General features: G+C 57.7%; 15 protein-coding genes. 5 read left to right on the top strand and 10 right to left on the bottom strand.

All coding sequences use genetic code 11. From position 1 onward, the window contains the following. Positions 1-53: 53 nt before the first annotated feature. Positions 54-779, bottom strand: coding sequence for a LuxR family transcriptional regulator (locus FOM02_RS30975; protein WP_265442221.1), 726 nt, complete (start codon positions 777-779; stop codon positions 54-56). Between the two features lie 1,343 nt (positions 780-2,122). On the opposite strand from FOM02_RS30975, the gene FOM02_RS30980 reads away from it, so the two are divergent. Next, positions 2,123-2,839, top strand: a complete 717-nt coding sequence (locus tag FOM02_RS30980) for a sulfite exporter TauE/SafE family protein (protein ID WP_265440469.1) — start codon at positions 2,123-2,125, stop codon at positions 2,837-2,839. 1,922 nt (positions 2,840-4,761) lie between these two features. Further along, a complete protein-coding gene (gene hemN / locus FOM02_RS30985) occupies positions 4,762-6,099 on the top strand; it encodes an oxygen-independent coproporphyrinogen III oxidase (protein WP_265440470.1) in 1,338 nt (445 codons plus the stop codon). Between the two features lie 389 nt (positions 6,100-6,488). Here hemN and FOM02_RS30990 read toward each other — a convergent pair whose 3' ends face one another. Together FOM02_RS30990 and FOM02_RS30995 are read right to left on the bottom strand one after the other, a co-directional pair. Continuing rightward, the gene (locus FOM02_RS30990) at positions 6,489-7,055 is read right to left on the bottom strand and encodes a hypothetical protein (protein WP_265440471.1); all 567 of its coding nucleotides are present in this window, start codon (positions 7,053-7,055) and stop codon (positions 6,489-6,491) included. 583 nt (positions 7,056-7,638) lie between these two features. Beyond that, positions 7,639-7,866, bottom strand: coding sequence for a hypothetical protein (locus FOM02_RS30995; RefSeq protein ID WP_167336469.1), 228 nt, complete (start codon positions 7,864-7,866; stop codon positions 7,639-7,641). A gap of 432 nt (positions 7,867-8,298) precedes the next feature. Here FOM02_RS30995 and FOM02_RS31000 point away from each other — a divergent pair, with 432 nt between their 5' ends. Beyond that, on the top strand, positions 8,299-9,702 hold the full coding sequence (locus tag FOM02_RS31000) for a carbohydrate porin (protein ID WP_265440472.1): 1,404 nt from the start codon (positions 8,299-8,301) through the stop codon (positions 9,700-9,702). 274 nt (positions 9,703-9,976) lie between these two features. Here FOM02_RS31000 and nopM read toward each other — a convergent pair whose 3' ends face one another. The 5 genes from nopM to FOM02_RS31025 all read right to left on the bottom strand — a co-directional run bounded on the left by nopM (position 9,977) and on the right by FOM02_RS31025 (position 16,381). Beyond that, the gene (nopM, locus tag FOM02_RS31005; protein ID WP_265440473.1) at positions 9,977-11,722 is read right to left on the bottom strand and encodes a T3SS effector NEL-type E3 ubiquitin ligase NopM; all 1,746 of its coding nucleotides are present in this window, start codon (positions 11,720-11,722) and stop codon (positions 9,977-9,979) included. A 903-nt stretch (positions 11,723-12,625) separates the two neighbouring features. Then, positions 12,626-12,811: an NEL-type E3 ubiquitin ligase domain-containing protein gene (locus FOM02_RS31010; protein WP_265440474.1), complete on the bottom strand. Its 186-nt coding sequence runs from the start codon at positions 12,809-12,811 to the stop codon at positions 12,626-12,628. A 42-nt stretch (positions 12,812-12,853) separates the two neighbouring features. Further along, complete coding sequence (locus FOM02_RS31015) at positions 12,854-14,473, bottom strand: methyl-accepting chemotaxis protein (protein WP_265440475.1); 1,620 nt, start codon at positions 14,471-14,473, stop codon at positions 12,854-12,856. Positions 14,474-14,617: 144 nt separating this feature from the next. Then, positions 14,618-15,133, bottom strand: coding sequence for a hypothetical protein (locus FOM02_RS31020; RefSeq protein WP_265440476.1), 516 nt, complete (start codon positions 15,131-15,133; stop codon positions 14,618-14,620). 1,008 nt (positions 15,134-16,141) lie between these two features. Then, positions 16,142-16,381 (bottom strand): hypothetical protein, encoded by a 240-nt coding sequence (locus FOM02_RS31025; protein ID WP_265440477.1) that lies wholly within the window; start codon positions 16,379-16,381, stop codon positions 16,142-16,144. 562 nt (positions 16,382-16,943) lie between these two features. Between FOM02_RS31025 and FOM02_RS31030 the strand changes: the two genes are divergently transcribed. Then, the gene (locus tag FOM02_RS31030) at positions 16,944-17,561 is read left to right on the top strand and encodes a J domain-containing protein (protein ID WP_265440478.1); all 618 of its coding nucleotides are present in this window, start codon (positions 16,944-16,946) and stop codon (positions 17,559-17,561) included. 368 nt (positions 17,562-17,929) lie between these two features. Continuing rightward, positions 17,930-18,085, top strand: coding sequence for a hypothetical protein (locus FOM02_RS31035; RefSeq protein WP_156950884.1), 156 nt, complete (start codon positions 17,930-17,932; stop codon positions 18,083-18,085). 252 nt (positions 18,086-18,337) lie between these two features. Here the strand turns inward: FOM02_RS31035 and FOM02_RS31040 are convergent, their stop codons facing one another. Beyond that, the gene (locus FOM02_RS31040; RefSeq protein WP_027562775.1) at positions 18,338-19,372 is read right to left on the bottom strand and encodes a pectinesterase family protein; all 1,035 of its coding nucleotides are present in this window, start codon (positions 19,370-19,372) and stop codon (positions 18,338-18,340) included. A gap of 255 nt (positions 19,373-19,627) precedes the next feature. Then, entirely contained in the window at positions 19,628-20,920 is a 1,293-nt protein-coding gene (locus FOM02_RS31045) for a glycoside hydrolase family 28 protein (RefSeq protein WP_265440479.1), read from the bottom strand. Positions 20,921-21,090 lie beyond the last annotated feature (170 nt).

Below are 21,090 nucleotides of genomic sequence, written 5' to 3' on the forward strand. Positions count from 1 at the left end.
TATGTCAGAAGCTGGAAGCCCACGATTTGGCTGCTAGTGTCCCGTTCTCAAATTCAAAGAACATTTAGGCGAACCGCCACAACCACCGCTTGAATCCGGCTGGCTGCCCCCAGCTTTCGCATTGCGTTCTTGACATGAAAGTTGACTGTATTAACACTGATTCCCAGGATCTTCCCAATTTCCCATGACGACTTCCCCTCTGCCACCCACCGCATGCAACTAGTCTCCCGCGGCGACAGTGCAACTTTTCTGTCGCAACCATTATCGCAGGGACGAGCGATGTCGCCATAGGCGGTGTGAAACTGCCAGGCCAGCGCGTTGAGATGCCCGACGCGATCCTGAGGATCAGCATCATCGAACGCAGATGCAAACGACACCACAGATATCCGACCCAACGGGCCAAACAACGGGACGCTCATGCCGTGCTTCAGCCCCGCCTCTCTCGCCTCGTCAAGTACGCGTCTTTCGTCCGGTTGAAGCTGATAGACGTCGGCGAGTTGATCCCACAAGAACGGCCGCGAAAGCATCGGCGTAAGCCGGACCACCGGATCGATAGTATGGTACTTGCGCTTGAAGTATCGGTCGCACCAGTCTGGCGGCCACTTCACAGCCACAGTCGGGGGTGGATACTCCGCCAGCCGAAGTGGCTCAACGAAGTTGAGAGCGCCGTATGCAACTTCACTGAAGCCTTCCCTCGTGGCACAGCCTACAAGAAGCTCGAATAGTGCTCTGAGTGAATGAGTCTGGTTAGCGCATTCGGTGAAGCTAAAGAGGTCCATGCTGGGCGCTTCAGTACGACAATCAAGCTCCCCTTCACCGTGTTCGATTGCGCTTGCTTCAGGCCGAGCCAAATTCCAGTCCATGAGCTGAACTCGAGGGTTAGTTTATTCGTCCAGTCTGAGCGCTCGCGCTATGCTGGACGCCCATTGGACGAATTCGTTGCGCCCCGGCCGAATGCGCCGGCATGATCGCATCAAACACCACCAGATATAGCGCCATCATCCCTGTCTCCGAGGCTGAGCTGAAGTGATCGTCCAGTTTGCCGATAACGCACTGGCCAAATCGGAAATCATCGCCCGTGATCCGTGAAGGATGATGCCATCGATATCACACCAACGGTGTCCCGTTTGATCAAGGCGGCCCTGATCGTCCGCGGGTCCCGGACTGAGCTTCCAAACAGCTCCGCCGGCTAGAGGTTTGGCTCTGTTCAGCTTGCATGGCGAGAGAACGCAGCCGAACGACGCTTTGGTTTGTCTCGAGGGCCGAGCACGACGAGATCCTAGGCTCTGATCTGCGCGATACGGCTAAGCTCAAGGGGCTTGGCGGCGCGGGACGTGAGGAGCGTCCTGTGAGCATCCATTCTTTGCTTGGGGACGAACAATACGAGATTCATGTCTTTTCCCAATCTAGCGAATTGCCATCGCTAACCGTTCGCCGATTCTTCTCCGTGCGACGGCGCCGGGGACGGGATCGATGAGCAACACGGAACAGTCGAGGCAGAAGCCATACTCCCCGCATCATTGTGCGCCGTCTCATCGAATCCGTCCGGCAGGCCTGGCGCAAACGTACCGAACGTGCAGAAAGGGGCCACCTTAACGGCGCAACGATAGATACTCGTAACTGCGAGATCTGCTTGATGCGGAGGACATATTGCATGCGCTTCTCCAGCAGGGAGACGACCCGCGCCAGACTAGCAAGTGTCATACCAACTGCTGATTTCACAAAAACAGACCAGAAAGAGCTTCGAACGCGCATGGTTGGCGCGACGTCGGTCCGTCGAAGCATTCATGACATGCGGAAAGCCGACAGCACGTCGCGAGACGCGACACGAGGTTATTACAGCAAGAAATGCAGCTCACCTCGGCGGCCGTCGCGTGCTGCTTCCTCAGGGCGCAACACAGTCCTATTCCCGCCAGTCAAGTACCAAGTACGGCAATTGATTGGGCGGTCCAAACATGGCACTCGCTAAAGGAACTTGAACTGACTGGACCTTTGCCCAGCTATTCCGGCGAAGCGGGTCGATCCGTCCCTAAGCAGAAAAACAGTCAGACCGCACCTGATTGCGCGACTCATGATGGGCTCGGTGGAAAACGGCGAAGATCGTCGCCAAGATCGGTGAAGCATGGCTTGTCTGCTCATCGCGATCATCTCACTGCTCTATGCGAGCGTTGGCCAGGCTGGTGGCACTGCATTCCTCTCGCTAATGGCATTTTTTGGTATGTCATCGACAGAGATGCGCCCGACGGCACTTGGTCTCAACATTGTCATCGCGGCTTATTCTACGTGGCTCTTCAACCGCAACAAGGTCGTTGATTGGACCATCCTGCGCCCGCTTCTCTTTTCGTCCGTGCCAGCGTCGCTTGCCGGCGGCTTGATTGCGCTCGATGACCACATGTATAAGACGCTGACCGGGCTCGTTCTTCTTCTGGCGAGCGCCGTGATGATCATGCAGCGGGGACGCGCGGCTGATCGTGTTCGTGAAACTCCGCTCATGGCAATCGTGAGCATTGGCGCGGCCCTTGGCCTGGTTTCCGGTCTGACCGGCGTGGGTGGTGGAGTGTTCCTCGCGCCGACGCTCATCACACTGAATTGGGCATCACCGAAGCACGCCGTCGCGTTATCACCCCCTTTTATTCTGGCCAATTCCACAGTCGGATTCGTCGGAGCTCTTTTCAGCGGCCAATTTCCCTCTCCGGATTTGGTTCTTTACGCTATCTTCGCGCTGGCGGGTGCGGTCGCTGGAACGATAGTCAGCCTGAACTGCCTGAACCCAGCGGGCATCAGATTTATCCTCGTTGCCGTTATGCTCGTTGCCGGCATCCAATTGGTTCTCGCTTGAAAGTCTCAACTCCCATCTTTCGTGGTTCGGCAGGTGATGAAGCACGGTCAGATCGGGGTGCAACATGATGGAGGCGGCAGCTTATGTCTGTCCGCGGCCTTGGCTAACTTTGAAGGGCGCCAATCGCGAACACGAAAAGCTGTCGGGTCCAGCGGCGATGGGGCGGATCACCTCGTGCATCCCAGCTGATCGTCATGAGCCGAGCGGTCGGTGCTTAATCACATCCCGTTCGCGCTCGCCAGTTGCCGGGAGGGTCAATGTCGGCGCGGCGCGCGAGCGGTATGAAGCGTACCTCCATCTCGTCTATGGCTTGCGCTGCCCTCTCATCTAGAGCGCAAGAACGCGGGAAGAAGAGCATCTGATGGGAGGCGATCGGGCACGCTCTCGCTACCCTGCGGATCGCGCAGGGGGCGCATTCGACTTCTTCAAGAGCGGTCGGGGCCTGGAAACTTTCAATGTAGAACTGCAATGCCGCGCGTGTGTGTGGGTTACGTTCTCATGGAGAATGTCAGGGAAGATGATGTGCTGCGCGCCAGAAAGACGCAGGCAATTCTTGAGCGCATGGATGCAAAGGCGCGGCAATGAGCCGCCTCGGCCACGAAGCCGTCAAAATGTTGCGCGCGCTGCCGTTGAAATCAGCCGCGCCAATATACTCATCCTTTTACCGATGCCGAATGAGTTCGATGCCTTCGGCGTGGATAACAGAGCTTGGGTGGGGTGCCCACTTTCGACTGCTCGAGCTGTTTGGCCGCCATCTCCTTCAGGCCTGGCGAGGCTCAGCTCTCATTTTCGCGAGGCGAGCTCCAGGTTCGGTGGCCTACCGAACCACAAACTTCCTCGATTCGTTGTGAATGGACTGAAATGCCAGACCGCGAAGGCTACTTTCATGCAATGAACAGGCGCAAGATCATATCCCAGTCGGCTCCTGCTTGGCAGCTCCAGCTCGCAGCATCAGAACATAGTGACGGTCGGTCGAAACCTGACCAGGCCATCTATGTGAAGCTGAGAACTGCAGGTGCATCGCATCGATACGACGCCAATGCAGGCTGACGGAATAGATATGCGCGATCTGGCAGGGATCGATAGCTCCAAAGCCGATGTAAAAAGAAAACAACCCAGTTTGAAGCAGAATAGAAACTATCGCAGATAGTGTCTCGGCCGATTGCATCCGGCCGGGATTTGCTTGCCATCAGCAGCCGCCCAAAAGTCGTTGTGAGTTGGTGAGCTGCATTAGACAGCGACGACACGCCGCCGAAACAAGGCGCCCCGACGCACTTCGCCGGGGGGCTGAAAAGTGCGCTGGGGTCGCCCCAACACCATCAGTACATCCGTGATGATGCTTGTGGCAATGAGACAACCAGCGTGGCGGAATTGAGGCTTATGCGTTCGATACTAGAGATTAAGAATGGCTTCGTCGGCCGCGCTAAAGGACTTTGAATCGCACGTCGCGTCAGGTTTTGTACTATTGCGCTCCTCGCGCTCTCATCTAGCAAGCAACTTATCTTTTGTGTCACGCCGGCCTTTGACGGAGGCATCCGTCGAACTCTGTGAGTAACCAATCGGCTTTGCTTGAAGATCGAGAAGGCGAGCTGCTCTTGGTGAGACCGACAAGTCCCTGTGTTGGTCGCAAAAATGACGCGCCGTCAGCGGATGCGAACCGGCGTGCCCTCGGATGATCGATTGATCGCTCGCGCCGGCTCTCTAGCTGCTTCAACCGTGCCCGGACGAGAAAATTCATACCTAAACGTCCAAATAATCGCCATCGAGCGGCTCTCACTCCTTGCTCTGCCCCTAAGCCGCGTTGGCAGTAGCATCGAAAAAGACGGGGCCAGATCTCAGAAACCACTACGTTTGACATAACGCAAAGACACAATTGACGGCATCGGTCAGCTTCATGCTGTTGAGCATGGGAAAGTTAAGTCTTGCAGACCTCCCTTCTAAACAAGTATTGCGATGCTCGCCTGCCTTGGTACACCATCTATCCAACCGTACCGGATTTCTCGGCGATGGTCGGTGCCAAGACTTGTGAGACATGGCTGAGGCGGCTGCCTCCCGACGAGCCCGTATCGCTCTACATCCACGTTCCGTTCTGTCGCTCTATCTGTTGGTATTGCGGTTTTCCTACAAGCCTCACGCGCGGCGAGCGACCGGTCCGCAATTACTTGGCAGCAGTGCGTGACGAGATACGCTTGGTCGCAGAGCAAGTGCCACGCGCTCTGCCGGTGCACGACGTGCATTTCGGCGGCGGGACGCCGACCACCATTGCACCGAGCGATTTTCTCGCCTTGATGGAACTCCTGCGCCACTGCTTTGCGTTCAGTAAATCAGCTACCATCGCCATAGAAATCGATCCGCGTGGGGTCACGGCCGACATGGTCGAAATGTTACAAGCGGCGGGGATCAACCGCGCGAGCATAGGCGTGCAAAGCTTCGACCCCGTGGTTCAAAGGGCGGTCAACCGAGTCCAGAGCGAGGTACAGACGGCTTCTGTCGTCGAAAGGCTTCGCCAGCATGGGATAAGGCGCATCAATTTCGACCTTCTCTTCGGACTGCCGCATCAGACGGTGCGGTCCTGTGTTGACTCCGCGCGAATGGCTCTAGCCATGCGGCCAGACCGGCTTGCGGTTTTCGGCTATGCTCACGTCCCCTCCTACATGAAACGTCAGCGCCAGATCGATGAGACGGCGCTGCCGGATAATGTCGCCCGCGCTGAGCAAGCCGCGGCCATTGCAGATACGCTGGTCTCGGCCGGCTACCGCCAGATCGGGCTCGACCATTTCGCCCTGCCCAATGACGAGCTCGCGCTGGCCCAGAAAGCTGGTCGGCTGCGCCGCAACTCTCTGGGCTATTCGGCTGATACCTGCAAAACCGTAATCGGCTTAGGTCCGTCAGCCATCGGCCGTCTGCGCGACGGTTACGTCCAGAACGAGATCGCAACGGCTTCCTATCACCAACACATTCAGGCTGGCCGCCTGGCAACCTCAAAAGGCTGCTGTCTCACCGCCGAAGATCGCCTCCGCGCAGCAATCATCGAGCGTCTGATGTGCGATTTGCAGGCCGACGTACCAGCGATCTGCGCTGCTCACGGATTTGATCTGATTCCTCTTCTCGGTTCGGCCGACCGCCTGGGAATGCTTGCAGAAGATGGGGTAGTGGACATTGAAGAGGGATTAATTCGGGTCAAGCAGGAGCACCGGTTTGTCGTTCGCGCTGTTGCTGCCGCGTTCGACACTTATCTCGACCGCATCCCTATTAACTAAGCCACGCATGTGAGCAGATCCCAAACTTCTAAGCTCTTCGCGGGGGCTATCCGAAGAAGCCATCGGGCGGGCACGCCAGATTGGCGTGATGACACGACCTTTCAGATATGATTCTCAAAACTGGCGAGGGCTGATTGGAAGAGAGCTGATCTAAAGGAAAGGCGCAGTATTGCGCCGCTCAGGGCCACCGCTCGATCATGCGGAAAGTGCTCTGCACCACCTGCCCTGAAGTGCTCTCGATGATAGTGACGGCCTCACTACATGCCGCTGGAGACGACGGCGCCCGCACAAGCTCCGGGTATTTTACCGCCGGAGGCAGCTTTGCGACCCTACGGGCCACTTCATCGAGCACAGTTGGAGACTCGACCACGCCTGCCGCGTCTCAGACCTCAAGGCTCGGCTGCCTTCGGTGCGGCGATCACTGGCGCGCCTCCGACGGAAACAGGTCCCTGTGGTTTGGATCGCCTGAAGCGTTTCCTGGCGACGCTCGAAGCAGCCCGGGCTGGCGACAAAGGAGGCTCGGAAGCAGATGGAACAGTTGTTAAACTCTGCAGCGAATCGATCCGCGAAGCCAGAATGGTGATCTGATCCAGGATCCCTTTGAGGTCATCCCGCTGAGCGTTGATCCGGCTGTTGAGTACTGCGATCTCATCTGCGGTTTTCTGCTGTGCCCACTTTATCTCAAACAAGGATGCCCTGTCCTCCAGTGACAGGCTCATCATTGAAGCTTCCGGCGTCTCGACGAAGGCTTCTAGGTTAGCCCAAAGCCAGGCGCCAGCAGCACACGAGCCAACGAGGACAAGCGGGAGCACCAAAACCGGGAGGATCCGTCTTGGCCCGCGCAAAAGCGGCCGCAAGTCTGAAGCGGCCGCTTGATCCATCAAGTCCATTGTCCCTCGCTCAAGATCCCATTCCAGCAGTCTTGTTTCGTCGACGCGATAGGCTGCGATGCTCACGCACTCCAGGAGCTGCGAGCGTTGACAATAAATCAATCTTGCCGAGCCTCCTGATCGGCCACCCTGCTCCTATGAAACGCTGCTTCTTGAGGAACGCAACGCGACAATTTGCGCGCGTCCTCCATGATAGCGTCACCAGCGAGCAACGGTGCTCATCTTCGCCGGCGATGGCGCAGCCGTTTCTCACCATTCAGGAGAACCTAGGCGATTTTCTTACCCGCGGCACGAATGCAAACCGTCCACTCATTCCTGCAGAGTGTTCGGTGGAGCCCCTCTTGCCGGACAGCAACCTCATCCGGGGCGGCCACGGCTGATCGGCCAAGCGGCAATGGCCGATTGGAACGGCAAGCACTGTACCTGGTCAACTACCAATTTCGGCAGATTGTTCGAGATGACGGGCTCGTGGCAAGGGTGACCACGAACGCCGCGTACGTCAAGGATTCGGATGCAGGACCGGTTGTGCCGCACTCACGGTAGCCAGCAACTGTTCGCCGATACTCGCCAAAGCTGCTCGATAGCTGATTTCTCCGGTCTCCTGGGCCATCACTATGGATGTTGTGGTGAGGTTGGCGCGCGAGCAAGTTCAAGCCTGGCTATTGTCTTGTGTTTCGCTGAGAACGATACCGCGAAAGCGCTTCGTGAATCCAAGCTTCTTGCACGGAGAGCCTTGCTTGCCGGTCGCTGCCGCTTCGTCCAGAAAGCCACCTTCGATGCAGACGCGCGACACCGCCAGACTCACAGTGAGCAGGGCGGACATTCGCAATGTTTTCTTGGCCAGGACAGCAAGCCCCCGCGCGCTCGTCGTGAGCATTTGCCGAGCCAGCGCCCTGCTCTGGCCCTCGGCGCACCGGCCTTATGCACCAGAAAAGTTTCGGACCAGATCATCGTCGTGCCACGGGGTGAGAGGTTCAGGAAACCTGAGTGGTCCTCTTCGGATAGATCGTGTTCTGGCTCGTCCCCCTCGCCCTCGGACGCGCAAACGCCGGGAGCTCACTCTGGCCAATCAGGCCGCAGTTCAATCTATTCATCTCCGGCAGACATTGACCCGAAGTACGCCACGCGTGATTGCCTACTTGCGACGAGCTCGCCTCGGACACACTCGGCTACGGCGGCACTTTCGTTCAATTTGAAATACAGGGGAAAGCAATTTTGGCTTGTTATCGCGCTTTCGCTAGCGGCTTGTCTCGTCGGCAATTCCGTACGGGCACAAACCGCTAGTAGGTTTGATCCGAGTAGCTACTCCGTGGATCAGGCCGGCAAAAGAGGAAAGACCCCCGATCGGGCCGCAAGGCTCCCGATCGACCTGATCCGTCAGGAAATCCGCCCTTCTGCCTCGGCTCCAGCAGCAGGTCTCGGATTGCCTTTCGAGAAGCGCGGCAATGCGGGCAGGGGTGCTCAGACGAGACCGCAACAGACGATCGATCCCTTCGAAAGGTACGACAAGCTGCGTGAAAAAGGGTTGTGGTTCAACATACCTGGCCCTGCGGACACGATTGATCAGGACAAGGACAGCGTTAGATCGGCGCTGGCAGATGTCGGCATCGGCTACATCGGCTGGACACACAACAGCTTTGTAAACAACCAGCTGCCGAATGCGGCCAGAAGCACTATCGCAAACCAGCTCTATATGGGCCAGAATCCGACCTTCGCGTCGGTAAACCTCATGATCGTCACCTACGATCTCAGCCGGTTTGGCATTGCCGACGGACAGATTGTCGTAGGAGCCGAGCAGCAATACTGGACGTGGGATCGCCCGGGACCAGATCGAGTAGGAATCAATACGCTCGCCTACTACCAGACTTTCTTCGACAGGACGCTAGAACTCAAGCTTGGCTACCTCAGAAACCAAAATGAGTTCACCGGCACATTGTTCGGAGGGATTACAGGATCGAACATGTCTGCCTTGTTCCAGGCAGGGATGAGCACCAATGCTACGCCGACGCCGGCGGTCAACTTGAAGTACAATTTTGACGATCGCTTGTACAACAAGGTTTCCGTCCAGCGCTCAATCAGTCCAGATGGTGCCTATTCCCACATAATCGAGAATCCCACCGGCCTGACCTGGAGCACGGCCAATGCAGGCACCCTTCTCGTTGACGAAGCCGGCTACAAGAGCAAGTCGGCTCCCGGCGTACCCGAGACGTGGCTGCGGGCGGGCGTTGGTTTGAACAATAGCCGCTACACGAATTTGGCGGACCCCAAGCAACAAAGGGAGACTGGGAATCATTTTCACTACATCGCTGCGGACAGGCAGCTCTGGCAGAGCGACGCCCTTGGGTTGCCGTCTCGCGGCATCTATGGCGGCTTCTCTATCATGGGAGCTCCGCCTGACCTCAACAGGATCAGCCGATATTACGAGCTTCGTCTTTATGCGAAAGGGCCTTTTGATAGCCGGCCGAGTGATCTGATTGCGATCGTTGCTAGCAAGACGAACTGGAGCAAATTTGCGGTGGATGCTGCTCTCGCTAAAGGCCAGCTTGCGCATCGTGATACCACGGCAATTACCGGAACATATACCGCCCGTCTTGCTCCGGGAATATATGCAGGCGTGGGATTATCATACATTCATAACCCCACAAGCATCACGCACACGCCCCAAACGGAACACGCGCTCAATCTGTTGGTATCTACGTTGATATTCTTCTGATCATCGCAAGTGCCATTTTGGCTTCGCCGCGGAACCTTAGCCAAGCCAGGTTCTCGGAAGCTTGCCGAACTAGGCAGAGCTGTTCAGGTGATCCTGGAGTGAGCTTAGCGCGGACCCCCAAAATTTTGACCCTTCTAACGTGCCAGACCCTCATCGACGGGAGCGCATTGCCAAGGCGCAAAAGCACCTAGGCAGCGATGACCGAGCCTTCACGATCGATCTTTAGGTACCGCCGCGGAGCAATAATAGATATCGCTGCGGCGGTTTGGGAGCCTCATAGTTCGAGGCCACGCTCTGCGAGCACACGTTGCATGACCTCGCGTTTGATCTCGCCAGCGATCTCCTTTCGGACTTGGGCTCCGAGCACCCGCTCGGCATCCGGATCGCCTCGAAGATCATGTTCGGCCAGTCGCTGATCCAAGCGGGTCTGAAACTCCTCGCCCATCGCTTCGACCAGCCGGTCTTGCATCGCTGCATGTTCGTCCGGAGCGATGCGCCTCAGCACCGTTTCCCAGGGTTGCCAGCGGCTTGCCATGTAGTCGTTGAACTGGCTTGCTTCCCGCTCCCGGACCAGGTCGAGCGCTTCCGTCGCATCATCCTCGCTAACGTGAGAGACCTCTAGGAAGCGCATGTCAGGGGCGAGATGATTGAGCTCCAACGGCTCGCGCAGCCGATGTTGATAGGCCAGATAGACTTCGATGTCGTCTACGTTCGAGTTGCCGCTCGCGAGCGAGATGATCCTGTCGCGCGCGATCTCGTCCAACGCCTCCAAGCGGAAGGCGACACGTCCGCGCTGAATCAGATCGCCAAGCCGATCGTCATATACCCCGTCCTTGACGTCAGCGTTGATGCGCGCGGTCTGCATACCATTCCAGTGCAAGGTGACGCGATCCTCGCAGCTCGTGTTGGCCTCGGAAGCCTGCGCAAAGAACTGTTCGCGCAATGTCGGATTGGCGGCCGCGTGCCGTAGATCATCAGCCACTGCCTGCCGAAACTCGTTATTGCCGTAGTTGACCGTGCCTCGTAGCCTCTCCAGGAACTGTGCGTAGTCTTGGGCGCCGGGCTCATCCGCAAAGTGCTGCCATTCGGCCAGCGTGGCCGGGTCGTCTGCGAGCCAGTGTGCGGCAGCTTGGTGCGGGGATTGCTGCGCAAGCTGCGGTGGCGCTTCAGCCGCCGCCAGATGAGCGAGGATGTCGTCCGGCAGCGCGTTATCCTCCAATTCGAGGCTCTCCAGATGCGGGTAGTAGAGGCTATTATTCGGCACAAGAGCATCTAAAAGACCTTCAGGCAGGCTGGTCAGCCGGTTACCGCTGACATTGAGTGATTGCAGCGTGCTCGGAAGAGAGTCGGGAAGGCTGGCCAATTGATTGCCGCTGACATTGAGTTCAATGAGCCGCGAGGGGATGAACTCCGGGAGATTGGTCAGCTGATTGCCACAGACCGCAAGCAAGGTGAGCCCGCTCGGCAGAACGTCCGGCAGGCTGGTTAGCCGGTTGTCATTTGCGTTCAGGATCTCGAGTCGGGCCGGAAGGTTTGCTGGCAGACTGGTCAAGCTGTTGTCAGCGACCTCCAGCTGAGAGAGGGTCGCCGGAAGATCGTCCGGCAAACTCGTCAAGCGATTATGGCTAATGAGAAGACGCTGGAGACCGGGTGGCAAAATAGCGGGCAGACTGCTTAGCTCGTTGTGCCTGGCGCGCAGCTCCTGCAACCTTGGCGGCAGGGCGGCGGGCAGAGCGGTCAGGGAGAGCGAGGACAAATCCAGCGAGGGCGAGCCTGTGTCATCCGAATTCCTGATTCGTCTGCGCCCCAGTCGCCTATTCTCCGCTTCGCCCTGCCCCTCTTCGGCAACCCAATTGTCCAAGATCTGCGCGCGCGCGGAGGCTGGGGTCCGATAGCCTGTCAAGGTTTCGACCAAATTCGCGACGGCACGATTGAAGCCGCCGAGGTAGCTTTCCTGCTCCACCTCTTCAAATGCGTCCCGGAAGGAAGCCGCGCTCCGCTGTGCGTGTCCTGTGTCCATCAATCTCTCCATCGTCAGAACTAACGAGTACACCTCCGCTTCCCAAAGCCGCGAAGCCGCTAGGTTCGCAGAGCAATGATCATTCGAAGGCCTGTGCGCGTGGGCCGCGACTGCCGTCCAGCGCCTCTTCCACACAGGCCGATATGAGCCCAACCTGCACAACAGATCGATACTGCTGCCCGCAGTCTGCCATCTCGCTCGCCAGATAAGTCCGGAGATCCGTCAACGGTGGCAGCCTCCGCCCTTAGCAGGACCACCTGTCGATCAGCTGACGTGTGTCGCGGCAAAGGCACCCAGATGGGCTGCGCTCGCCCCCAACGGCAAATACCAGCACGGCATTGTCTTGGCACGAGAAAGAACCAACGCGGACGTTGGCCGTTGGAGAGCGTGCGCTCTTGCTTCGCACGCAGTTGGAGAAAGGCACCGCCGCCACGCGCGGGCTTAATACTCGAGCCCCTGCCGCGTGGTTATGCGCGGAAACGCGTCAGCGGAAGTATCTTACGGGGCCGATCAAATCTTGCATCCAAGGTCATGCCAGCTTTGTTGCCATGCAACTTACGGCGACAGTTTGTCAGTTTATCGAAAGCTAAGGTCCTAGAGCATTGTCACCGTGAGCTGAGTCTGCGCAACGCTGTCGTTTCGCTTGATGTGCTCTCCAATCGGTTGACTGCCAGATAGCCTCCCTGCTTCGCTCCGGCGTCTTGACGTTAGGGGCAATCAGCTGACCACCCTGCCCGAACTTCCGATCGAGCTCAGAGGCCTCGACGCGAGCTCAAACCGGCTGACGAGCCTGCCTGCGGTCCTACCTGCCGAGCTCGAGCTTCTCGACCTCAGCCACAATCAGCTGCAGGAACTGCCGGAGGTGCTCCGTGCTTCGCTGCAGTTTCTCCGCGCCAGCCACAATCAGTTGACGAATCTGTTGCCCGCGCCTAGCGCGCGAACCTTCTCGCGCGCGATTCTGTCAAGCGCGTCCATGCGGAACATGACCCGCCCCAGCTCGATGAGATCGGGAAGCCGGGCCTTGTTGTTATAGGCGCCGTTCTCGACCTCTGCAATGAGGCGTGGGTCTCCGGTAAGATAAAGGAACATTGCGCACTGGAGCAGCGCTTCTTCAAAAGCGTCAAAGCTTTGCTAAGCGTCCGCTACCCTGGCCAGGAATCTCTGCACTTCCAGCTTCAGACGATTGCTATCCTCAGCTAGGGACCTGGCAGCGGAAAGCACCTGCGTTGACGCGGTGCCCGTCTGATCCGCACCTCGATTGACTTCGGCGATATTCGTGGCGACCTGGGTCGTACCAATTGCCGCCTGCTGCACATTCCGGGCAATCTCTTGGTTTGCAGCGCCTTGTTGTTCCACAGCAGATGCGATGGCCGAGCAACTTTCTGAGATTCGGCCAATAACGCTAGTGACTTCTTTGATGCTTGCCACCGATTCCTTGGTGGATGACTGAATTCCACAAATCTGATCACTTATCTCCTTGGTCGCCTTCGCGGTCTGGTCCGCTAACATTTTGACTTCTGATGCAACAACCGCGAACCCGCGCCCAGCGTCTCCGGCGCGGGCAGCCTCGATTGTCGCGTTCGAGGCCAGGAGATTTGTTTGAGATGCAATTGTGTTGATGAATTGGATGACGTCACCGACCTTGCCGGCGGCCTCGGAGAGAGACAGAACCCGCTTGTCAGCGCTCGCGGCTGTTCGAACGGCTTCACTGGCAATACGAGCTGACTCTTGGACTTGCCGACCAATCTCATTTACGGAAATCGACACTTCTTCTGTGGCCGATGCAACGGACTGAACGTTCGCGGACGCCTGTTCGGAGACCGACGCTACAGCGGTCGAGAGTCGCTGTGTCGATTCGGCAGTCTTTGCCAGTGAGCGAGCCGACGCTTCCAGTTCTGTGGACGCCGAGGAAACGGTTTCGACAATTTCCCCGATGGCCACGTCGAACGCATCTGCAAGCCCGCGCATGTCGGACTTTCGTTGCTCAGCAGCGATACGATCATGAGCAAGTTTGGCTTGGGTTTCCGCCTCCGCCTTCTCGGCCGACCTCACCTTGAACCTTTCGACCGCATTCGCGATTTCCCCAATTTCGTCCTTGCGACTAAGACCTTGGAGTACAACATCGAAATTGCCCTCGGCCAGTTCGAGCATCGATGCTGTCAGATTCCGAATCGGGCTGCTAATGCTGCGCGAGGTAAACACAGCGAGGAGGACACCCAGCAGCAAACTGAGAGCGCCAAGGATCAAGGCTATCATCACACCCAATCCAAGGTCATCTTCCGCCTTTAACGCAGTGGCTCTCGAAGCCTTCTCGTAATCAATCGCGAGCGGCTCTGAGAGTTCGTCAACCCGACCACCGGCCGCGAGTGCGGAACTTACGGCCGATTTCGCCGCGGGCGTATCTAGCGCGCTATTTCTTCCTCTAAATTCCTTCAGTCCGAGCGCCTTCGTTTCATCGTCCTCGATGGCTCTTTTGAGATCCAGCACTCGCACCCGGCGTCCTAAGTCCTTGGTGTCGGCAGCGAGATCCTCAAGCCGCGCAAATGTTCGCCTATAGGTGTCTGCGGCCTTCTCCCAATGCGACGGATCATCGGTTGCCAAGGCCATCCATACATGCATCCGAGCTTCAAATACTTGCTTTTCGATGCGCTCATCTTCGGCCACGTGGTCTTTTTGGCGAACCACAGTCGCCAACAATCCGTTCGCGCTCCGGGAGGTATGGATCGAGTAACTGACAATTGCAACGGACATCAGAAGAAGCGATCCAAACCCAGCTATCAATCGACCGGTGATTTTGATGTTTGCGAACACTTGTTGTGGCTCTCTGCTAAAGGGTGGCCGTCTTACCTCGAAATGTACTTCAGCGATCCCATCGTAAAACGAGGAACGTCAGCTCTAAAGGCTGGCAGATTTTCGTTTGGCGAGAGCAAGCTCTCGCTCGATTAGATCGAGATCCGCTTCCAGCCTGGCCCCAGCCGACGAATCGGCCATCTTATGTATGAGCGCTCGTATCTGACGATGGTTCTCCTCCAGCGTGGCAATCGCATGCGCGATCGTGAGCTTGGCGTTGGCGCGGGCGGCTTTGAGCCGCTGATTTGCACCTCGACCGGAATCACATGCTATTGCGAACGGCGCTAATGGCGCGTCACGCTTAGCAATCGCCATCGTTTGCATTGACTCAGTGCGCCGCATGGGCGCACCAGGTCGACGAAACTTCACGACATTGAGCATCTTGAACCTCGACCAAAGTGACTCAAAAATACGAGTGTCGCAGTCATGCGAATGGTTCTGCGGATAACTCGACTGCATGCGCAGCGGCTGCGTGTTCGCTCCGGTTGTAAGTCGGCCGAAGTTAACAAATTTCTTTAAATGCAGGTCGTCCGCTTTGCGCGCATCAACGACTGACCGCATACTTCGTTTTGAATTGCAGGGTCCACTGGCAACACGAACGTTGAATTACCGCGCCCGCAACCTGAGCTGCGCAGAAAATCTTCGTGGCTTGCGACAAATCGCAGTCAAAACGCATTAGAGTATCTCCGAGCATGTACCACGTGGGTTTGAGCGGTTAATCCAGCCACCGACGACCCCGCAAAAAATTATTGCATTGCCGACAGGCAGTCGACGAAGGGGCATTGAGTTGACCGAGATCCAACGGCCCGGCTGCCCCTCATGGTCGGCGCCCGCGCCGCATACCGCGCGGCATCCAACCCTATGTCTCTCGATATGACTTCTTACTGCGGGGAAGCTGGGCGTTCGGCATCCGATGATGAGACGGTGCAAGCAGACGTGTAGGCAATGGGGCACTTGTACATGACAGACGCAAAGGTCCCCGGGGGTCGCTGCGAACCGGTCTTTCCGGATGCAAACCAGTTGTTTTGACGGGTTGCCGGCCGAAAGCGCCTCGCAGGCCGATAGCTGCGCCATCCTCTATTGGGTTCCTACTCTGGACCGCCGGATCACCGCAGATACTGATCTGCAAATAGAATGCGGGCGGACGGCGCGACAGGCGAACGCGACGCCCTCGGATCATGGTGACCTTCTATTGGGCAGGGCTAGCGGCGGCAACGATGATTGTCACCGTCAAGCCGCAGATCATGGGCTTCGACCTAATGACGGATTCGCCCGATTGCAATTTCTCGTCCTGAGCGCGGTCGCTCTCTAGAATGGTAGAGCTGTTTCTTACAAAGGCATGAGGTCCAGGCTCTGCAACTTTTCGGGCAAATACAGTTGCGCTGCCGAAAGCCATCGCCGCCACTGCGGGCCGGCAGCGGGCCGGCAGCGCCGAATGCGCATAGGGTGCAACTCCGACAACAGGCGGGTTTTACTCATGCACGATGTCTGAAATGCTCTTCTGCCCGATCATTCACGACGGATATTCGCTGACTGATCGGCACGATTATTTCATCTCGCTTGTTTGGCTCATGCATTCCAGTACCCGACGACGGCATAATCGAGATCCAATTTCTTATTCACGGTGCATGTCCCGTCGTCGCAAGCCGCCAAAAGCGCCAGGGCTTCGGCACACGATGCTTTGAGGCAATTGGCGATAAATCGGTGTTTTATAGGATCCGGCTGCACCGACCCGCGCCGCAAACGAATTGCCTCGACATAGCCATTTAGAGCTGCATCCGGGACGTGGACCAGCGCTTTGCCACGCACCTCCTACAATCCCGGCTGCCGTGCCAGTGCCAGCACCCACCTGCCCTAACAGTGCGAATCGTTCGAGACTTTGCTGGGTCGGCTGGTGAGCAGGGGGGCTTTGTCAGCGGCGGGCGGGTACTGTGAGTTGCATTGACCCGCGAACGAGCGGGGCCGAATTCCCTTCAGATCGCGACATTGCGCTTTCTGTTTCGCTACGAAGACGGAAGACTTTTCGAGCTTCTAAACAAAATTAAGAAGACGCCGCTCGCGTTCCTCGCTGCGCAGATTACCGCCGAGCATTGCCCTTCGCTGGATCTTTGAGAGTATTCGCACCGGTCCCATTAAAGACGTCCGTGTGCAGAACCCGACAGCAAATTGCGATTGAGCTAATCTGAAATCGCAAAGAGATGATGGTCTGAACCAAGCTCGCGCGTCTTGGCATGTCCATTGCTAGGAAATGCCTGTTACATCATGCGACTGACTGGACGCAAAGGCCGAGTCAGACCCGGCGTGCCGTCCAAACCAAGTCTCTAGCATAGAAGCGGCGCTGTAACTGCCGCTGCGCCAATGGAGCCAGGTCATGTTGATCGACACGTCCGAAATCTTCGACTCCATTCGCATCAATAAGCAGGAAGCGCAGGAGCGACAGCCCGCGGCGCTATGCGAATGGCCTGGCTGCCAGAACAAGGCTACCCATCCCGCGCCCAAGGGCCGCGACAATGCGCGCGCCTATTGGCACTTCTGCATCGAGCATGTTCGCAAATACAATCAGTCCTACGATTTCTTCTCGGGGATGGACGCCGAAGCGGTTGCGCGCTACCAAAAGGACGCGCTGATCGGCCATCGTCCGACCTGGAAGATGGGCGAGAACATCAGCGCACACAAAATGACCGGCAGCACTGTTGATTTCGAGGACGACTGGCATACACTCTGCACGCTCGCCGAGCTGAACGGACGCGGCGGCGCCCGCCACCGCCCGAAGGCCAAGGCTGAGGCGCGTAAGATTTTCAATGGCGAGGGCAAAGCATTGCAGGTGATGGGTCTGAATGCCAATGCGACGCTCGGCGAGATCAAGGCGAAGTACAAGGCGTTGGTCAAGCAGCACCATCCCGATGCCAATGGCGGCGACCGCTCCACGGAGGATCGCCTGGTCGAGATCATCAAGGCCTACCAGTACCTGAAGACCGTGGTGCGCTAGAGCTCGCCCGTACATCTCAGCGGGCCTCAACGGCGCATCGTAAGTGGAGGACAGAACCATCCAGAGCTTTGCTCTGGCTACGCGAGCAGTTTGACTTCCCTGCCCTAACGCTTTCCGGTGACCATGGCGGACAATCGACGCGATGACCTGTTCGTTTGTTCCGCGCAGCGGTCAGGAAGAAGGGCCGGAAAAAGGGATGCGGCAAGATCCTGCGCACGTGGCGGCTGCATCGGCGAAGCGGTGAGCTCGTGGAAATGCCAAACGGCTCCTTCCACTCCTGACGGCGAGGTCGCTATTACCGCCGGTTCCACCTGAGAAGCTCAACAGGAGTTGCGCACGATCGATCCCTCCGTTGTTCGAGAGACAACATGAAAGAACAGACCTTTCCGGGGATACTCGGCGGCTTCATGGAAAGGGTTTCGGCGCAGAAGCGAGCCGTCCAGGCCTATTCGCTCGCTGCCGCCGGATTAATGATCGATCAAGAGGCCGATGGATCGCGGCGTTCACGGCCATTTCTGATATAGCCAGGGGCTGTAGCGCCCCTCGCCACCGACCTATTTCAGGGCTCTGCCGATCGCCGCGAGGCAAGGCATGCACCGTGAACTTGATGCGCTCCACACATGCATCGCGTTCGTCAAGCACTGGGCTATCGCACGCAGTTGCGCGTTTTCCTGTTCGTGAGTAACCGTCTGGTGAGGTGTTCGATTGTCCACAAATATGGTGCCCAGCGCGATGTCGGTGACAGCTTACGCCGCCGTCATATCCGCGCTCCCCCGTCATTCATCCGACGATCGCCGTCGTCTCGTCACCGTTGCTTTGTCTTCCATCGATATGGTCCCCTTTGGCAACCAATCTGTGGCGCCTCCGAAGAACACGCTCAGCGACCATCTCGCAGCCTCGCCATCTGTCAGTTGATGGGAGTGGGGCTCGCGGGCTGAGGGGTTGGCCCCGAGGCCGAAGGATCTGTATTCAGCATAGTAGCTTGTCCTCAAGGTATCGGTCTTGCCGGGCGTCCATTCGCGCCACCCTTCCGCGATCACGGGGGCATCTATCTTCGCTGACAAGAAGACCACTGTGGCGTAGGGACGCCAAGGGCGGCCAAGTGCGATATAGCCCGCAGCAGGGGCGGCAGTTAACCTGCAATGATCAAAAACATAGCCACTGTCCTCATCCGGCGCTGCCTTGCTCTGAGCGGTATAGATGACCGCTTGATTAGCGATGCCGTGCAACTCACATTGCCGGAACCAGGCCTTGGCGTTACCAAAGATGAAATCGACATGCCCTTCGATGTAGCAGTTCGAGAAGTATTGTCGTGACATTCTGCCGTTTGGTCCCTTGCCAGCAAATAGCGTGTCCTGGGCACCGAGCAGGCGGACGCGCGTAACGAGGTCCCTGTCTCCGGTAACGGACAATGCTACGGCCTGCGAGGGGGGATTGGCCGGATTGAGAGCGTAGTCGTTCTGGATGGTCAGATTCTCGAGCCGCAAGTCATCGCCAGCGGCATCCAGCGTCGCCGAACGGGCGGTTCCTCCTACATTGATCGCGCCGTCGCCATACACAATGATCGTATCCTCCGGCTTCCTGCCAGTCCCTTCGATATGAATGCCGGATTTGGAGATTTTGACCTTCTCGCGATAGACGCCCGGCGCGATCCGGACATTTCCGCCTTCCGCCGGCAATGCGTCGATGGCTTGCTGCACGGAGTGATAGTCTGCATTTCCGGCATGCGACACGAATAGTGGCTCAGCATACGCTGCCGGGATGCAGAAACACCCGGCCAGAAGCGCAGCGGAAGGCACGAAAATTCGCATGTGATCTCACTCGTCGTTGAGTTCGCGACACGTTCGACGCGGTCGATATGAGATACCGCCGCGGGATAGTCGCCGTGCATGGTCAAACACATTTTTTGCACAGAATCAGAACCTGCGCGTCACCTTCGTTTTCCCGGCCCTGCAAACCGTCGGACAAGTGCAACCAACTCGGGGCATGAGGCTGACCTTCGTCACACCGGTCATCTTGCCCCAAATGCGGAACTCAGCAGCGAGTTCGACACCGGGTGTAGTGCTTTACCAACCGCCGTCGCGGAATGCGCTGGAACATACCTCCGATCCGCGCCGCAGCGGCTTTGCAACTCGTCCGGGCAGCGGCGGTGATACGTCAGATGCGGTAACGTTCGCATGTTCAACTTGCCAAGTCGCGGAACTGGCAAATCGGACATCTTCGAGTGTCACGTCAAGCGCATGCCCCTCGTCTAGGCCGCGCATCAGCAACACACCGGTGTCGCCATGCACATGACGGAGAACGATTTGCCGATAGACCGGAATCCTCGTGCCTCGTGCGCGCGGATCATATTTTGTATCGAAAGCCACCGGCCACCTGTTGCCCCTCAGGCACACGTACTCATAAGTCACGCTCTCTACCAGACCGCCTCGGCTAACATCGCTCTTGATGCGCAGGCCAGACGTCGTACCATCCAGCGTCAGATTACGCACCAATATGTCTCTGGCCCCGGAATTCACCTCACTGCCGATAGACATGCCATGTCCCCAGCCGAAATAATTATCAATGATCGAGATATGGCTGCTCGAGCCATTATCGCCGGCTTTGATTGCGACGTTGTCGTCACCCGTACGGATCAAGCTGTGAGTGATGGTCACATCCTGACTCGCGCCAAGATCGATGCCGTCGGTGTTGCGGGCATCCGCCGGCGAATCAATCGTGAGGCCCCAGAACGTGGCACCTTCGACCCTGCTCATCGCGACATGAAAATTGGGAGCGCTGCGCAAGGTGACACCAGAGAACGTGATGTCCTGCGCATGATCGATCTGGATCAAGCGCGGGGCGTTCTGTTTGCCGCCCTGAGCTTGAGCGCGACGCGCTAGCTGCCACCAGCTTTCCGCGCCGCCGCCAATAATTGCTCCACCCTGACCGTCGATGATGCCCTCTCCGTAGATGCCGCCGCCACGCGTTTTTGAAAAGCTGATGAATGGCCGGCAGCCGTCGCCCTTTTCCGCGATGCGGCCACATTGTCCGAGGCCCTTGTCGTAAGCAGCAGGTTCGGGAATGGCGATCAGCGTCGCACCGCGTCCGATCCATAAGGTCACGCCCGATTTCATGTCGAGTGGACCTGAGTGAAACTCGCCGCGCCCGAGATAAACTGCAGCCCCAGCGGGGCAATGTTCAATGGCGTCTTGTAGGCTAACTGTATCGTTCTTGCCGGAAGGCACAGGGCGGTCGCAGACCGTATGAGGTGCAACAGGTTCGGCGATAGTCCGGCGGTCTTGCGCCTTTGCGGCGGGGCAGACAACCATGGAGGTGAGTATGGACAATAGGATCCAGTTGCGAAAACGCTTTATCATTGACCTGCTCGTGCTTTGTCGCACGCATCCTTGCCGCGTGCCTTTTCTGGTATTTGAGCGCTGGCTCGATCGAGCCGTCGCGCGCGTCACTGGCCCGCGCAAGATGACATTTATAAGACGCAGCAGAGTCTTCGACTTTGCGATCGCGCCGCAGCACCTTGCCTATGCGC

It is taken from the genome of Bradyrhizobium sp. SEMIA (genome assembly GCF_014844175.1).
Taxonomy (GTDB): domain Bacteria; phylum Pseudomonadota; class Alphaproteobacteria; order Rhizobiales; family Xanthobacteraceae; genus Bradyrhizobium; species Bradyrhizobium arachidis.

Coding starts and splice junctions, on each gene's coding strand:
- FOM02_RS31010 (WP_265440474.1), bottom strand. CDS start 12,811: ATGTTCCTTTATCTTACCGGAGACCCACGCCTCATTGCAGAGGTCGAG.
- FOM02_RS31045 (WP_265440479.1), bottom strand. CDS start 20,920: ATGATAAAGCGTTTTCGCAACTGGATCCTATTGTCCATACTCACCTCC.
- FOM02_RS31030 (WP_265440478.1), top strand. CDS start 16,944: ATGTTGATCGACACGTCCGAAATCTTCGACTCCATTCGCATCAATAAG.
- FOM02_RS30980 (WP_265440469.1), top strand. CDS start 2,123: ATGGCTTGTCTGCTCATCGCGATCATCTCACTGCTCTATGCGAGCGTT.
- FOM02_RS31040 (WP_027562775.1), bottom strand. CDS start 19,372: ATGCGAATTTTCGTGCCTTCCGCTGCGCTTCTGGCCGGGTGTTTCTGC.
- FOM02_RS31015 (WP_265440475.1), bottom strand. CDS start 14,473: ATGTCCGTTGCAATTGTCAGTTACTCGATCCATACCTCCCGGAGCGCG.
- FOM02_RS31035 (WP_156950884.1), top strand. CDS start 17,930: ATGAAAGAACAGACCTTTCCGGGGATACTCGGCGGCTTCATGGAAAGG.
- FOM02_RS31020 (WP_265440476.1), bottom strand. CDS start 15,133: ATGCGGTCAGTCGTTGATGCGCGCAAAGCGGACGACCTGCATTTAAAG.
- nopM (WP_265440473.1), bottom strand. CDS start 11,722: ATGGACACAGGACACGCACAGCGGAGCGCGGCTTCCTTCCGGGACGCA.
- FOM02_RS30995 (WP_167336469.1), bottom strand. CDS start 7,866: ATGCTCACGACGAGCGCGCGGGGGCTTGCTGTCCTGGCCAAGAAAACA.
- FOM02_RS30975 (WP_265442221.1), bottom strand. CDS start 779: ATGGACCTCTTTAGCTTCACCGAATGCGCTAACCAGACTCATTCACTC.